This is a genomic window from Cryobacterium sp. 10S3 (genome assembly GCF_034344045.1).
In the GTDB taxonomy this organism is placed as follows: Bacteria; Actinomycetota; Actinomycetes; order Actinomycetales; family Microbacteriaceae; genus Cryobacterium; species Cryobacterium glucosi.
The window spans coordinates 1887129-1901435 of record NZ_CP133773.1; the positions used below are offsets into that span (position 1 = coordinate 1887129).

Here is a 14307-nt window from a genome sequence, read left to right on the forward strand (position 1 = left end):
GCAGAGACTCAGTGATACAGCGCGCTGTATGCGTTGATCGCCGGCTGGCCGCCGAGGTGGGCGTAGAGGACGTTGCCGTCCCTGGCAATGTCGCCCGTCGTGACGAGGTCGATCAGTCCGGCCATCGACTTTCCCTCGTAGACGGGGTCGATGATGACGCCCTCGAGGCTCGCCGTGAGCCGGATGGCGGCATTCGTCGACTCCACCGGTATCCCGTAGAAGTTCCCCGCCCAGCCTTCGAGCACGGTGATCTCGTCGTCGGTGATGGGACGCCCCACGCCGATCAGTTCCGCCGTGTTGCGCGCGATGCGGGCGACCTGGTTGCGAGTGGCCTCGATCGTGGCGGATGCGTCGATCCCGAGCACGCGCCGCTTGCGACCCCCGAAGTTCGCCTCGAGGTCGGCGAATCCGGCGATCATGCCCGCGTGGGTCGACCCGGTGACGCTGCAGACCACGATCGTGTCGAAGAACACACCGAGCTCTTTCTCCTGGGCGGCCACTTCGTGGGCCCAGTTCGCGAAGCCGAGTCCGCCCAGTCGGTGGTCGGAGGCACCAGCAGGGATCGGATACGGGATTCCTCCCGCGGCCACGACGTCGGCGATGGCCTGCGTCCACGAGTCCTTGAAGCCGATTCCGAACCCCTCGGATGAGATGCGCACGTCGGCACCGGTGAGCCGGGAGAGCAGGATGTTGCCCACCCGGTCGTTGACGCTGTCCGGCCAGTCCACCCACTGCTCCTGCACCAGAACAGCCTTCAGGCCGAGGTGGGCGGCGACCGCGGCGACCTGCCTGGTGTGGTTGGACTGGATGCCGCCGATGGAGACGAGGGTGTCCGCACCCTGGGCAAGGGCCTCCGGAATCAGGTACTCCAGCTTCCGGGTCTTGTTACCGCCGAAAGCGAGGCCGCTGTTCACGTCCTCACGCTTGGCCCAGACACGGGCGCCACCGAGGTGGGCGCTGAGCCGGTCGAGCGGGTGAATGGGGCTCGGGCCGAAGGTGAGCGGGTGACGGGGAAAATCGCGCAGTGCCATGGGGTCCTTTGGATCGGGGTGGGGGTTCAGGGGTTCAGGGGTTCAGGGGTTCAGGGTCACGTTGGCAGTCGCGGCCAGCATCCGCCCGAGGGTGAGCCAGTTCTCGCGTACGGCCGTGCCGGCTTGGTCGGCTTGCCCGGCAGCGCAGAATCCGATGATGCGCTCGTGGTCGGCAACGGATGCCCGCCCCGCAAGGGAGGAGAACCGGGCGCGTTCCAGGCGCCTCAGGGTGGGCGTGACCTGCTCGAGCAGTGCCGGCAGCAGCTGGTTCGCGCTCGCGCGCACCGCGACGTCGTGGAAATCGTCATCCGCGGCGATGGCGGCATCGACGTCGTTCGTCGCCAGGGCGAGCCGGAACCGGTCGTTGGCCGCCTTCATCGCGGCGATGTCCCCGGCGGTGAGCTGGGCGACCGCCTCGCGCGCGGCGAGTTCGTGGAGCGCTGCGGCGATCGCCTGCGCGTTCAGTGCCGTCCGTTCGTCCAGCGGCGCGACGACGGTCTGTCTGGCACGCTCGGTTCGAACGAGACCTGCGGTTTCGAGCCGGGCGATGGCCTCGCGGATCGGCGTGCGACTGACCCCGAGCCAGGACTCGAGCTCGGCGTCACGAAGCTTCTCGCCGGGGGCGAGCGTTCCGTCGACGATCGCGGTGCGGAGTGCCTCGTAGGCATAGTCGCGCAGGGAGGCTGGTCGATGCAGCGCATCGGGAACGGGAACCGGCATGCAATATATTAGATATTGCCAGTGGCGCCCTGTCAAGTGGCCGCCGACCCGCCTGCACCAAAAACCGCCCCCGACTGTGGTCGGAGGCGGTTCAGGTCGTGATCGGTTTCGGGGCTAGGCGGACTTCTCGACGCGGCGGGCGGCCTTGTGCAGCACGATGGCCGGGGCGGCGTTGTCGAGCACGGCAGCCCTGGTCACGATGACCCTGGCGACCTCGCTGGAGGACGGCACCTCGAACATGATCGGCCCGAGGACCTCTTCCATGATCGCGCGGAGGCCCCGGGCGCCGGTCTTGCGCAGCACGGCGAGGTCGGCGATGGCCTCGAGCGCGGGCTGCTCGAAGTCGAGTTCGACGCCGTCGAGCTCGAACATCCGCTGGTACTGGCGCACGAGGGCGTTCTTCGGAACCGTGAGGATCTGCATGAGGGCGACCTGGTCGAGCTGGGTGACCGTCGTGACGACGGGCAGCCGGCCGATGAATTCGGGGATGAGTCCGAACTTGTGCAGGTCTTCGGGGAGGACCTCGCTGAAGAGGTTCACATCGTCACCCTTGCTGTGTAGCGGGGCGCCGAAGCCGATGCCCTTCTTGCCAGCACGGGTGGAGATGATGTCGTCGAGTCCCGCGAACGCGCCGGCCACGATGAACAGCACATTGGTCGTGTCGATCTGGATGAATTCCTGGTGCGGATGCTTGCGCCCGCCCTGCGGGGGCACAGACGCGACGGTTCCTTCCAGGATCTTCAGCAGAGCCTGCTGCACGCCCTCACCGGACACGTCCCTGGTGATCGAGGGGTTCTCGGCCTTGCGGGCGATCTTGTCGATCTCGTCGATGTAGATGATGCCCGTCTCGGCACGCTTGACGTCGTAGTCGGCGGCCTGGATGAGCTTGAGCAGGATGTTCTCGACGTCTTCGCCGACGTATCCGGCCTCGGTGAGTGCGGTCGCGTCCGCGACGGCGAACGGCACGTTGAGGCGCTTGGCGAGCGTCTGGGCGAGATAGGTCTTGCCGCAGCCGGTCGGGCCGATCAGGAGGATGTTGGACTTGGCGATTTCCACGTCGTCGTGGATCGCGTCGGCGGCGGTGAGCGTGGCACGGGAGCGCACGCGCTTGTAGTGGTTGTAGACGGCGACGGCCAGTGCGCGCTTGGCGGCTTCCTGGCCGATGACGTATTCCTCAAGGAACCCGAAGATCTCCTTGGGCTTGGGCAGTTCGAACTCGCCCGTGGTCTCTTCGGCGCCGGCCTCGGCCAGGCGTTCTTCGATGATCTCGTTGCACAGCTCGACGCATTCGTCGCAGATGTAGACACCGGGACCGGCGATCAGCTGCTGGACCTGCTTCTGACTCTTCCCACAGAAGGAACACTTCAGCAGGTCGGCGCTTTCGCCTATTCGGGCCATCCGTCAGCCTCCTCCATCGGTCGTGCTGGTAACGCTTGTTTCGCTGAACCGAGCCTAGCCTCTGGGGGTGACACTGGGGTGCAAGCGACGCGGATCGGTGGAAACCCGTAATAATCCCCCGCGGGTGGGATATCGCGCGGCGCCCGACCGGCGAAAACCGGAACGCGGCGGCCTGCCGGTGCTTGCGCATCCGACCGGCCGCCGCGCGGGCGACAGGAGAACGGGGACCTGCCCCGTCGCGAAAGGGAACTGCTACTTGACGAGGACCGGAACGTTCTTGCGGCTCGTCAGGATCTGGTCGATCAGGCCGTATTCGAGGGCCTCGGGGGCGCCGAGGATCTTGTCGCGGTCGATGTCCTTGTGGACCTGCGCCGAGGTGCGGTTGGAGTGGTGCGCGATCGTCTCTTCGAGCCAGTCGCGCATCCGCTGGATCTCCGCTGCCTGGATCTCGATGTCGGAAGCCTGGCCGCCGCCCTGTCCACCGGCCGAGGGCTGGTGGATGAGGATGCGTGCGTTCGGCAGCGCGAGGCGCTTGCCGGGCGTTCCGCCGGCGAGCAGCACGGCGGCGGCGGACGCCGCCTGGCCGAGGCAGACCGTCTGGATGTGCGGACGGATGTACTGCATCGTGTCGTAGATCGCCGTCATCGCGGTGAAGGAGCCACCCGGTGAGTTGATGTACATCACGATGTCGCGGTCAGGGTCCTGGCTCTCGAGCACGAGGAGCTGGGCCATGACGTCGTCAGCGGACGCGTCGTCGACCTGGACGCCGAGGAAGATGATGCGGTCCTCGAAGAGCTTCGCGTAGGGGTCCTGGCGCTTGTAGCCGTAGGCCGTGCGTTCTTCGAAGGTGGGGAGGATGTACCGAGACTCGGGAGCCTGCGGTGCGCGGCCACCGGCCTGGTGACCAAAATTCGTGAATTCCATGTCGTGTACGCCCGTCCTAGATCTTGTTCACTGAGTCGTCGGTGCCGCCGCCACCGATTACTTCCGACGCGGAGCCGCGCAGGTGGTCGACGAAGCCGTAGGTCACGGCTTCCTGGGCGGTGAACCAGTTGTCGCGGTCGTTGTCGATCAGGATCTGCTCGACCGACTTGCCGGTCTGCTCCGCCGTGAGTTCCGCCATCCGCTTCTTCATGTCGAGGATGACCTTCGCCTGCGTCTGGATGTCTGCCGCCGTGCCGCCGAAGCCGCCGGACGGCTGGTGCAGCAGGACCCGCGCGTTCGGCGTGATGTACCGCTTGCCCTTGGTGCCGGAGGACAGCAGGAACTGGCCCATGGAGGCCGCCAGCCCGATGCCGACGGTGACGATGTCGTTCGGTACGAACTTCATCGTGTCGTAGATGGCCATGCCGGCCGTGATCGAGCCGCCGGGCGAGTTGATGTACAGGAAGATGTCCCGCTCAGAGTCCTCCGCGGCGAGCAGCAGGATCTTGGCACAGATCTCGTTGGCGTTCTCGTCCCGGACCTCCGAACCGAGCCAGATGATGCGGTCTTTCAGCAGTCGGTCAAAAACGCCGGGTGTTGGGGTCATATCGGCCATGTCGCGCTCCGTTTCACTTGTCGCTTGAGATTGAATCTATAGGAGCCTGAGAGCCAGAACGGCCGTGTTCGCCCTCGGCAGATTGCGCGGCTCCCCCGCGCCCGGGAACACGGAAGGGCCGGACGTCCTGAGACGCCCGGCCCTCGTTCGCTGGAGTACAGCGGGTGCTGGCAGCGGATGCTGCCCGCGGGTGTTACTTCTTGGCTGCGGCCTTCTTCTTCGGCTTCGCGGGGACCTCGGCGGCCTCGTCGTCAGCGTCTTCCGACGCGGCGGCTGCTGCGGCGTCCGCGGCGGGGTCGACCGTGACGGCGTCGATGTCGACGTCGACGGAGGTGGTCCCGTCCGCGGCGGCCTCGGGCTCGTCGCCCGCGATCGCGGTGAACTCGGCGAGATCGACGACGGCGCCGTTGCCATCAACGACCTCCGCCTTGCCGAGGGCGATCGCGAGGGCCTTGTTGCGGGCGACCTCTGCGACCATCGACGGGATCTGGCCGTTTCCGCTGAGCGCCTGGACGAACTCGCTCGGGTCCATGCCGTACTGGGCTGCGCCCTGGATCAGGTACTGGGTGAGCTCGTCCTGGCTGACCTGGACCTTCTCGGCCTCGGCGATCGTGTCGAGCAGGATCTGCTGGCGGAAGGTCTTCTCGCTCGACTCGGTGACCTCGGCGCGGTGCACGTCGTCTTCGAGGCGGTTCTCGCCCTCGAGGTGACGGCGCACCTCGTCCTCGATGATCGCGGTCGGGATCGGGACCTCGACGGAGGCGAGGAGCTGCTCGATGAGCAGTTCGCGAGCCTGGGTGCCCTGGCCGAAGATCTTGGAGCGCAGCGCCTGCGCCTTGAGGTCTTCGGTGAGCTCTGCGACGGTGTCGAATTCGCTGGCGATCTGCGCGAAGTCGTCGTCGACGGGGGGAAGCTCGCGCTCCTTGACGGCGAGGACCGTCACGGTGATCTCTGCGGTTTCGCCTTCGTGGTCGCCGCCCATGAGGGTGGAGTTGAAGGTCGTGGTCTCGGTCGCGCTGAGCGAGTCGAGTGCCTCGTCGATGCCGTCGATCAAGTCGCCGGTGCCGACCTCGTAGGAGATGCCGGTCGCGTTGTCGACCTCGACGTCGCCGATGGAGGCGACGAGGTCGATCTGCACGAAGTCGCCGGTCTTGGCGGGGCGGTCGACCGTGATGAGCGTGCCGAAGCGGCTGCGCAGCTTGTCGAGCTCCTCGGTGACGTCCTCGTCGGTGACCTCGGCCGTGTCGACGACGAGCTTGAGGCCGGAGTATGCGGGAAGGTCGATCTCGGGGCGGACGTCAACCTCGATGGAGAGCTTGAGGTCGCCGGAGAAGTCCTTGTCGGACGGCCACTCGACGATGTCGGCCTCGGGGCGGCCGAGCGGGCGGAGCTTGTGCTCGTCGACGGCGGCACGGTAGAAACCGTCGAGGCCTTCGTTGACGGCGTGCTCGAGGACGGCCGACTTACCGACGCGCTGGTCGATGATGGGCGGCGGAACCTTGCCCTTGCGGAAGCCGGGGATGTTGATGTCTTCGGCAATGTGACCATATGCGTGGGTGATGCTGGGCTTCAGCTCCTCCGGGGTCACCGAAATGGTGACCTTGGCGCGCGTGGGGCTCAGCTTTTCGACCGTGGACTTCACGTGGGTTATCTCCTGTGTTCGATCTGGTTCAGAGGGGGGTGATGGTCGGGGCGACAGGATTCGAACCTGCGACCTCTCGGCCCCAAACCGAGCGCTCTACCAAGCTGAGCTACGCCCCGGATATTGTCTCAACCCGTTGGAGTCAGCCTGACGCCACGCAGGTGCACGCGACAGCGGATTGACCTCGGTAAGTCTACTGCACCGACCGGATGCCCATGGCCGGTTCGCGTACGCGAGGTCGCCGTTGCTGTACTAAGGTATTTGAGTGCGCAGTTCGGCACTCATGGGGATGTAGCTCAATGGTAGAGCCTCAGTTTTCCAAACTGATGGCGCGGGTTCGATTCCCGTCATCCCCTCCATATCCGGTCATTCCCTTTCCGAATCCGGCAATTGCCCCGGCGCCCTATCGGTTCGCGAGGTAGTTGGCCAGTGCGGCGGCCGCAAGCGTCTTCGCGCCGTCCAGGTTGCCGGTCGGCTGCCCGTAGTGCTGCACGAGTACCCAGACACCGCCGGAGAGCACGTCGACCTCACAGGTGTCCCCTCCGCAGCCGGCGAATGCCTCGTCCCCGAGCCCGCTCACCGCTTCGAACCGGATGCTGGAGTTCGCCTTGTTCGGCGGTGACGCGTGCCACACCGATGCAGCGCCCGGCAGCACGGTCACGGACACGCCGCCGGAGAGTGCACCGGCGTCCCCGCTCAACCAGCCGCAGTGGAGAAGGCCTGCCCGGCTTTCTGCGATCGGCTGAACGCCCGATGTGTACGGTCCGGGCACTCCATAATCGGTCGACCGGGAGTCCGCCATGCCCACGGCATCCGCGAGGTCGGCCGCGGCGAGTAGAGCGTCACAGCCGACGCGCGGTGGGGGCGTCGTCGCCGGCACCGCGTCCGCCGTCTGAACGGCCGCCACAACGGTGCGAGCGAAGGTCACGAAGCTCTCCTCTGTGGGTTGCGGACTGACCGTCGCGTTCACCCAGGTGGTTCCGACCAGGATCTCGGCCCGGCAGGAATCGTGCTCCGGCGGGTGGCAGGCCACGTACGCCGTGTCTCCGAGGTCGACGGGGTGCAGTCCCCGCAGACCGTCGTCGGAATCGGGTTCACTCGCGGTGAACCCTTCGACGGCGTTGGGCAGGACACGGACGCTCACGCGCGGGAGCATCCGGCTGCCGTCGTCCGTCAGCGCTCCGGTGCCGTTGTCCGGGGCTGACCAGCTGCAGTCGACCAGGCCGCCGAGGGCATCGGCCGCGTCCTGCACGATGATCTGGGTGGCGCCGCTGCTCGGCTGCTGCTCGGCGGTGGGCCGGGTGGCCTGATCGAAGAGGCTGTTCGGCGGGAGTCCGAGCGCGGCTGCGGCCCGGTCGACCGGCAGGACCAGGCCACAGTCGAGCGCGACGGGCAGGGACGTCGGCGTCGCGGATGCAGTGGGTTCTGGCGAGGCACCCGGAGAGGAACCGCCGGAACCCTGCGTGCACCCGGCGAGCGTCACTACCGCGGTCAGGGCGCAGATCAAAGGTGCGGAGCGGACCAGTGCTGAAGCTGCGAGCGTCATGTGAATTCCCCCGCGATCAACCTACTCCGGACTGCTCCCCCGAGGACAGAACGGTCAGGAGTGGAGCATCAGGTTGACGAGCGCGACGACGCCGACGGTCACGATGATCACGCGCAGGAGAGTGGGCGGCAGGCGCCGCCCGACCCGCGCGCCGAGGAGGCCGCCGAGGCCCGCGCCGACGGTGATGAGACCGACCACGGCCCAGTCGATGGAGTCGCGCGCGAACAGGATGAAGATGATCGAGGCCATCAGGTTCACGCCGGTGACGAGGAGATTCTTCACGGCGTTGAGTGACCCGAGCGAGACCGTGGTGAGGATGCCGAGGGCGCCCACCACCAGGATCCCCTGGGCCGCGCCGAAATAGCCGCCGTAGACGCCGAGGATGAAGATGCTCACCATGATTCCGACGCGCCGGCCACGACCGCCGGGGATGCCGGCCGCCTCGGCAGTCGGCGCCGCCACCGCATCCGCTTCGCTGGCCGGCGCGGTTCGTGCGGCGATCCGGCGCTGAATCCACGGCCCGACGGCGACGAGGAGGATCCCGACGAGGATGAGGACAGGAACGATGGCCTTGAAGGCGCTGCTGGGGAGCACGAGCAGCAGGGTGGCACCGGCGAGGCCGCCGGCCAGGGCGACAGGGAGAAGAGCGAAGGCGAAACCGCGATGAGCGGCGATCTCGCGCCGGTAGCCGATCGTCCCCGCGACGCCGCCGGCCACGAGTCCGAGGTTGTTGGAGACGTTGGCGACGAGCGGCGGGTATCCCAGAAGCACGAGGATCGGAAAGGTGATGAGGGTCCCCGAACCGACGACGACGTTGATCATGCCCGCGGCGAAACCGGCCGCGGCGATTGCAAATGCCTCTGGCCACATGCCTCCCACCGTAGTGGGGGCCGCGCCCTACTTCAGGCCGAGGGTGTCGAGCGTCGCCCGCAGGGTGTCGGCAGAGTGCTGGAACAGGGCCTGTTCCGACTCGGAGAAGGGCACCTCGATCACCCGGGACACCCCCTCGGCGTTGACGACCGTCGGGACGGACAGGGCGACGTTGCTCACGCCGCGGTAGTCGGTCAGCACCGAGCTGATCGGGAGCACGGCGCCCTCGTCGCGCAGCACGGCCTCGACGATCCGGGCACCGGAGAGCCCGATCGCGTAGTTCGTGGCACCCTTGCCCGCGATCACCCGGTACGCGGCGGTCTTGACGTCCTCGGTGATGGCCGCGAACTCGGCCTCGGAGAACTTCTCGCGTCCGTTGGTCACCGGGGAGATGTCATCGGCGACCCATTGGTCGAGCGAGATCGGGCCGACCCTGGCCTGGGACCAGAGCGGGAACTCGGAGTCGCCGTGCTCGCCGACGATTGTGGCATGCACGTTGGCGATCGCAACGCCGACCCGGTGCGCGAGCAACCAGCGCAGCCGGGAGGAGTCGAGAACGGTGCCGGAGCCGAACACCCGGCTGGAGGGGAGTCCGCTGAAGTGCAGGGCGGCGTAGGTGAGGATGTCGCAGGGGTTGGTCACGATCATGTAGACCGCGTCGGGGGCGCGCTTGATGAGCTTGGGCATCAGTTCGCGGAGGATTCCGACGTTGACGCCGGACATTTCGAGGCGGGACTGGCCGGGGTGCTGCCGGGCGCCTGCGGTGATCACGACCATGTTGGCGTCCGAGATCATGTCGAGGTCGGCACCGCCGGACACGCAGGACGCGCCGGTGAACTGGGTGCCGTGCGCGAGGTCGAGCACCTCGGCCTCGACCTTGGGCTCGTTGATGTCGTAGAGCACCACCTCGCGGGCCGACTGCCGGATCAGGGAGGCATACGCGAGGGAGGTGCCGACGGCGCCCGCTCCGATGATGGCCAGCTTGGAATTCTCGATTGCGCTCATGGTTCCAGTCTGCCCGCACCAGGACGCGTTCGCACCTGTTCCGTCAGATTAAACCGAATTATCTACGTTCAATTCGCCTCGTGGCAGCGGAATACTCAGCGCCAGCAGAATACTCAGTGCCAGCAGAATACTCAGTGGCGGAGGAAGGCGAGGACGGCGAGCACCCTGCGGTGGTCCGTTCCCGAATCGTCGAGGCCGAGCTTCTGGAAGATGGCGGTGACGTTCTTCTCGACGGCGCCGACCCCGATCACGAGCCGGGAGGCGATACTGACGTTGGTGCGCCCCTCGGCCATCAGCCCGAGCACGTCCCGCTCCCGGGGAGTGAGTCTCTCGAGCGGGTCGGTGCGGCGGCCCAGAAGCTCACGGACCACCTGCGGGTCGAGCACCGTTCCACCGGCGTGGATCCGCAGGACGGCATCCTGCAGTTCGTCGAGGGAGGCGACCCGGTCCTTGAGCAGGTAGCCGAGTCCTCCGTCGCCGGCCGCGAGGAGTTCGTGAGCGTATGTGGCCTCGACATACTGGCTGAGGAGCAGGATCCCGACTCCGGGGAGCCGGCGCCGCAGCTCGAGGGCGGCACGCACCCCTTCGTCCCGGAATGTCGGCGGCATCCGCACGTCGAGCACGGCGATGTCCGGCCGGAGGCGATCGACGTCGGCGAGCAGGCCGTCCGCGTCGCCATAGGCGGCCACGCAGTCGAACCCGGCCTCGTCGAAGAGCCGCACGAGCCCCTCACGAAGCAGGAGCGAGTCCTCGGCGAGAACGAGCCGGAGCGGAGCCGCGGATGCTGCGCTGGTCTGCTCTGGCGAGGTCACCCGTTCAGGATACGACGATCGAACCTGGCAGGGTTTCGGCCAGCGGGATGTGCGCACCGACATTCGTGGGACCTCCGGCCGGACTGTCGATCGACAGCAGGCCGCGCAGCCCCCGCAGGCGCTCGTCGAGGCCGCACAACCCGTGCGATTCGGTGAGGACGGCCCCACCGATGCCGTTGTCGATCACCCAGAGGTCGAGCCAGGTTGAGTCGTCGTCCGGCACCCGGCGCAGGGCGAGGTGCAGGCGGATGCCGCTCGCGCGGGAGTGCTTGGCGGCGTTCGTGAGGAGCTCGGCCGCGATGAAATATACGCTCCGTTCGATCTCGGAGGGCAGCCGCAGCCCCGGCTCGAGCTGGAATTCGAGAGCGACGGGAATGGTGCTCCTGGCTGCGAGGGACTCGAGGGCGACGGTGAGGCCGCGGTCCTGCAGGATCGGCGGGACGAGCCCGCGGGACAGCGCCCTGAGCTCCTCGAGGGTGTCGTGGGCCTGCTCCCGCGCCTCGGCGAGCAGCGCCCTGACGGCGGCAGGGTCCGTGTCGAGTTTGCGTTCGGCGCTCGCGAGGTCCATCTGCAGGCGCACGAGGCGTTGCTGGGGTCCGTCGTGGATATCGCGTTCGAGGCGGCGGAGGCCGCGGTCCTCTGCGACGACGGCCGCGCCGCGGGAGGCGCTCAGGTCGGCGACCTCGCGGGTGAGCGCCTCGGAGCGCCAGGCCCCGAGCATGCCCTGGCCGATGAACCGGTGCACGAGCACGAGGCCCCGGGTGACGTAGGGCAGCGTGGCGAGGAAAGCCAGGCCGAACGCGAGTTCGAGCAGGCTCTCGACGAGGTACGGGTTGCCGACGCCCTGGGTGCCCGGCAGGATCACCTCGCCGAGGCCCAGCAGCCCGGTTGCCCCCTCCTGGCCCTGCGGGATCGACCAGCCCCACAGCCAGAAGCTGACCCCGCCGAGGGCGATCGAGAGCCAGACGACGGTGACGGTCCAGCTCACGAGCGAGATCACGAAGTTCACGACCATGCCGTGCAGGAGGTAGAGCCAGTAGTGGCCGCCGACAAGCGGGCCCAGCAGGGTCCGAAGCGGGGTGACCGGCTGGCCGTCACGTTCCCACCGGGGAGGCCGGATGGCCGGTTGGCCGGCCCAGCGCAGGCGGGTCAGCTCCACGAGGCCGAAACCACGCGCGGCGTAGAGGGCGGCGACGATCACGAACAGCCCCACGAAGATCGCGACCATGCCGACGCCCGTGAAGAAGACGGTGCTGAGCACGCTCAGGGCGATGACCGCGACGGGAAGGGCGAGCAGGAGAAAGCCGAGTTCCCGTGGTACCGACCGCCAGAGGCCTCGATAGCCGGGATTTTTGCTCAGAGGGATCTGCACGGTCTCCAGACTGCCAGATTCCCCGGAGTGCGGGATGGTTGCGGGTGTCGTCGTGGTCATGGTGTCCTCCTTGGTGGATGACTCCAGCCTCGCCGTGAACATCCAGCAGGCCCATCGGGCCTGCGTCCCAATCGCTGCGGGGGAAAACCCCCGCGGCCCGCATCGGGTCAGAGCGCGCGGTGGGTGAACCGGCCGCCGAGCAGGGTCGCTGCGACGTTCATCCGCCGCAGGTCGTCGAGGGACGCGACGAACGGGTCGGTCTCGCAGACGGCGAGATCGGCCGGGTCGCCGACCGCGACCCGGTGCCTGCCGCGGGCGGATGCGGCGAGCGCGGCCTGGCGGGACACGCCCTGCTCGGGGTGCCAGGCTTCGCGGCCGTCCCTGGTGCGCCCGACCGCGGCGGCGATGCCGACCCAGGGGTCGAGCGGCGCGACGGGCGCGTCGGAGCCGAGCGCGAGTCGGGCCCCGGCGCGGAGCAGGCTCGCGAGCATGAAGGCGCGGTCGGTACGGCCGGCCCAGTAGCGGTCCGCGACGTCGCGGTCGTCGACGGCGTGCTCTGGCTGCACGCTCGCGACGACGCCGAGGGCGGCGAACCGGTCGACGTCGGCGTGACTGAGCAGCTGGGCGTGTTCGATGCTTCCCGCACAGCCGAGGGTCTCGAAGGCGTCGAGGGCGACCCGGTTGGCCCGGTCGCCGATCGCGTGAACGGCGGGGCGGATGCCGGACTCGCTCGCGAGGCGCATCCAGCGGAGCAGGTCGTCCGGTGCCACGCTCAGCACGCCGTTGGCGTCGGCGCCGGTCAGCCCCGGGTAATCGTCGAAGCAGTATGCGGTGCGGGTGTTGAGCGAACCGTCGGTGATGACCTTGTACGGGCCGACGCTCAGCAGACCGCCGGTGCCGTCGATGACGGCGCCGGAGCGGAGGCCCTCGGCGACGGCGCGCTCGAGGTGTTCGGTGTAGATGCCGAACTCGACCCGGAGCGAATCGGTGCCTGCGGCGATACGGCGGCGCCAGACGTCGAGGTTCCAGACCATTTCGAGGTCGACGATGCCGACGACGCCGCGGGCGGCGGCGACCCGCGCCGCTTCGTCAGCCCAGGTGTCGCTGATCGCGTCCGGAACGGCGTCGAGTGCCCGTTCCACCGCAAAGGCATCTTCCTCGCGGAGCAGGCCGGTGGGGTGGTCGCCGAGTCCGCGGGCGGCGAGGGCGGCGGAGTTGAGCCAGACGCTGTGCAGGTCACCGCTGACGAGGACGACGGGGACCGTTCCTGAGACGGCGTCGAGGACGGCGCGGCCGGGGGCATCCGGCCAGAGCCCGTCGCGGAAGCCGAAGCCGATCAGGGGCTCCCCTGTCGTGAGCAGCGGGATGCGCCCCGCGACGATCCGGGCGGCCTCCGCGGCGCTGCCTGCTGTCGACACGTCGAGTCGGCGGGCGATCTGCGCCCACTGGGTGAAGTGCACGTGGTTGTCCCACAGTCCGGGGACCAGCCAGCGCTCGCCGAGGTCGATCGACTCGACGGCAGGACCGTCGCCACCCGTGCCGCCCTCGCCACCGAGGAAGCCGAGCCTCGTGACCGTGCCGTCGACGATCTCGACATCGGTGAGTTCGTCGCTCCCGGGCAGTCGGGCGTTCCGGAGGACGAGCGGATCGGGGCTCATGAGCCGTCTCCGGCCCGGGCGGCGCGGGAGAGCCGCCCGTGCGCGCGCCGCATCTCGGCGGCGAGGTTCACGCTCGCGTACGGACCGGTCCCCTCGAGTTCGGAGATGATGCGGTCGACGGTCTCGGGAGGCTTGTTCTGGCTGAGCTTGCTCTTGGCGACCACCCGGGTGACCCGGAGGCGGAAGCCGACGGTACCGGCCGAGATCCGGTCGGCGTACGCCGAGTTCGCGGCCGTCCCGTGCAGGCGGCGCGGTTCGGGCAGGCGCTCCTCGAAGTGATCGACGAGCCGGTCGAGCACGAGCAGGTTCTCCTCGGCGCTGAGGATCTCCGGCGTGCCGTAGAGGTGCGCGGTGATGAAGTTCCAGGTCGGCACGGCCGGGTTGGCGTCGTACCACCCCGGGGACACGTACCCGTGCGGGCCCTGGATGATCACGATCATCTCGTGCTGCCCGAGTTCGTGCAGTTGCTCGTCTGGACGACCCACGTGGGTGACCAGAACGAGCTCGCCGGAATCGGTATCCGTTCCTGAAACGGACTCGTCGAGAAGCATCGGGTAGTGCGAGGCGACGAGATCGCCCGTGCTCGTGTGGCTGACCAGGGTCGCCCACGGGTTCTCCCGGATCAGCCTCCGGATTTCGGCGGGATCGGTGAGCACGAAGCTGGGGGTGTTGCGCATGTTGCGTCCTGTCTGTCTCGCTGGCGGAGGGTGATC

The 14307-nt window shown here is 68.1% G+C and carries 13 protein-coding genes and 2 tRNA genes; 1 reads left to right on the forward strand and 14 read right to left on the reverse strand.

The genetic code is table 11. The features are described 5' to 3' along the window. Positions 1–8 precede the first annotated feature (8 nt). The 7 genes from RHM57_RS08765 to RHM57_RS08795 form a co-directional block, all read right to left on the reverse strand. Positions 9–1031: a 1-aminocyclopropane-1-carboxylate deaminase gene (locus RHM57_RS08765; RefSeq protein WP_322189745.1), complete on the reverse strand. Its 1023-nt coding sequence runs from the start codon at positions 1029–1031 to the stop codon at positions 9–11. A 42-nt stretch (positions 1032–1073) separates the two neighbouring features. After that, complete coding sequence (locus tag RHM57_RS08770; protein WP_134559783.1) at positions 1074–1751, reverse strand: GntR family transcriptional regulator; 678 nt, start codon at positions 1749–1751, stop codon at positions 1074–1076. A gap of 114 nt (positions 1752–1865) precedes the next feature. Continuing rightward, entirely contained in the window at positions 1866–3149 is a 1284-nt protein-coding gene (clpX, locus tag RHM57_RS08775; protein WP_322189746.1) for an ATP-dependent Clp protease ATP-binding subunit ClpX, read from the reverse strand. A 252-nt stretch (positions 3150–3401) separates the two neighbouring features. Next, positions 3402–4073 (reverse strand): ATP-dependent Clp protease proteolytic subunit, encoded by a 672-nt coding sequence (locus tag RHM57_RS08780; RefSeq protein WP_134447890.1) that lies wholly within the window; start codon positions 4071–4073, stop codon positions 3402–3404. Positions 4074–4089: 16 nt separating this feature from the next. Further along, the gene (locus tag RHM57_RS08785; protein ID WP_134447888.1) at positions 4090–4689 is read right to left on the reverse strand and encodes an ATP-dependent Clp protease proteolytic subunit; all 600 of its coding nucleotides are present in this window, start codon (positions 4687–4689) and stop codon (positions 4090–4092) included. A gap of 193 nt (positions 4690–4882) precedes the next feature. Continuing rightward, positions 4883–6331 (reverse strand): trigger factor, encoded by a 1449-nt coding sequence (gene tig / locus RHM57_RS08790; protein ID WP_134447886.1) that lies wholly within the window; start codon positions 6329–6331, stop codon positions 4883–4885. Between the two features lie 42 nt (positions 6332–6373). Beyond that, a tRNA-Pro gene (locus tag RHM57_RS08795) sits at positions 6374–6450 on the reverse strand. Positions 6451–6616: 166 nt separating this feature from the next. On the opposite strand from RHM57_RS08795, the gene RHM57_RS08800 reads away from it, so the two are divergent. Then, a tRNA-Gly gene (locus RHM57_RS08800) sits at positions 6617–6690 on the forward strand. A gap of 44 nt (positions 6691–6734) precedes the next feature. Here RHM57_RS08800 and RHM57_RS08805 read toward each other — a convergent pair. The 7 genes from RHM57_RS08805 to RHM57_RS08835 all read right to left on the reverse strand — a co-directional run bounded on the left by RHM57_RS08805 (position 6735) and on the right by RHM57_RS08835 (position 14271). Further along, positions 6735–7877 (reverse strand): hypothetical protein, encoded by a 1143-nt coding sequence (locus RHM57_RS08805; RefSeq protein ID WP_322189747.1) that lies wholly within the window; start codon positions 7875–7877, stop codon positions 6735–6737. Between the two features lie 54 nt (positions 7878–7931). Continuing rightward, complete coding sequence (locus RHM57_RS08810; RefSeq protein WP_134447882.1) at positions 7932–8747, reverse strand: sulfite exporter TauE/SafE family protein; 816 nt, start codon at positions 8745–8747, stop codon at positions 7932–7934. A 27-nt stretch (positions 8748–8774) separates the two neighbouring features. Beyond that, on the reverse strand, positions 8775–9752 hold the full coding sequence (locus RHM57_RS08815) for an L-lactate dehydrogenase (protein ID WP_134447880.1): 978 nt from the start codon (positions 9750–9752) through the stop codon (positions 8775–8777). Positions 9753–9883: 131 nt separating this feature from the next. Further along, entirely contained in the window at positions 9884–10564 is a 681-nt protein-coding gene (locus RHM57_RS08820; protein WP_241985044.1) for a response regulator, read from the reverse strand. A gap of 4 nt (positions 10565–10568) precedes the next feature. Then, entirely contained in the window at positions 10569–11996 is a 1428-nt protein-coding gene (locus RHM57_RS08825) for a sensor histidine kinase (protein WP_322189748.1), read from the reverse strand. Positions 11997–12103: 107 nt separating this feature from the next. Beyond that, on the reverse strand, positions 12104–13594 hold the full coding sequence (locus RHM57_RS08830; protein ID WP_322189749.1) for an amidohydrolase: 1491 nt from the start codon (positions 13592–13594) through the stop codon (positions 12104–12106). Next, a complete protein-coding gene (locus RHM57_RS08835; protein ID WP_134447872.1) occupies positions 13591–14271 on the reverse strand; it encodes an FMN-binding negative transcriptional regulator in 681 nt (226 codons plus the stop codon). The genes RHM57_RS08830 and RHM57_RS08835 overlap by 4 nt, the downstream gene beginning before the upstream one ends. Positions 14272–14307: the final 36 nt, after the last annotated feature.

Bases quoted from the DNA above. Each gene is read 5' to 3' on its own strand.
- RHM57_RS08765 (WP_322189745.1), bottom strand. From the start codon at position 1,031: ATGGCACTGCGCGATTTTCCCCGTCACCCGCTCACCTTCGGCCCGAGC.
- RHM57_RS08770 (WP_134559783.1), bottom strand. From the start codon at position 1,751: ATGCCGGTTCCCGTTCCCGATGCGCTGCATCGACCAGCCTCCCTGCGC.
- clpX (WP_322189746.1), bottom strand. From the start codon at position 3,149: ATGGCCCGAATAGGCGAAAGCGCCGACCTGCTGAAGTGTTCCTTCTGT.
- RHM57_RS08780 (WP_134447890.1), bottom strand. From the start codon at position 4,073: ATGGAATTCACGAATTTTGGTCACCAGGCCGGTGGCCGCGCACCGCAG.
- RHM57_RS08785 (WP_134447888.1), bottom strand. From the start codon at position 4,689: ATGGCCGATATGACCCCAACACCCGGCGTTTTTGACCGACTGCTGAAA.
- RHM57_RS08805 (WP_322189747.1), bottom strand. From the start codon at position 7,877: ATGACGCTCGCAGCTTCAGCACTGGTCCGCTCCGCACCTTTGATCTGC.
- RHM57_RS08810 (WP_134447882.1), bottom strand. From the start codon at position 8,747: ATGTGGCCAGAGGCATTTGCAATCGCCGCGGCCGGTTTCGCCGCGGGC.
- RHM57_RS08815 (WP_134447880.1), bottom strand. From the start codon at position 9,752: ATGAGCGCAATCGAGAATTCCAAGCTGGCCATCATCGGAGCGGGCGCC.
- RHM57_RS08825 (WP_322189748.1), bottom strand. From the start codon at position 11,996: ATGACCACGACGACACCCGCAACCATCCCGCACTCCGGGGAATCTGGC.
- RHM57_RS08830 (WP_322189749.1), bottom strand. From the start codon at position 13,594: ATGAGCCCCGATCCGCTCGTCCTCCGGAACGCCCGACTGCCCGGGAGC.
- RHM57_RS08835 (WP_134447872.1), bottom strand. From the start codon at position 14,271: ATGCGCAACACCCCCAGCTTCGTGCTCACCGATCCCGCCGAAATCCGG.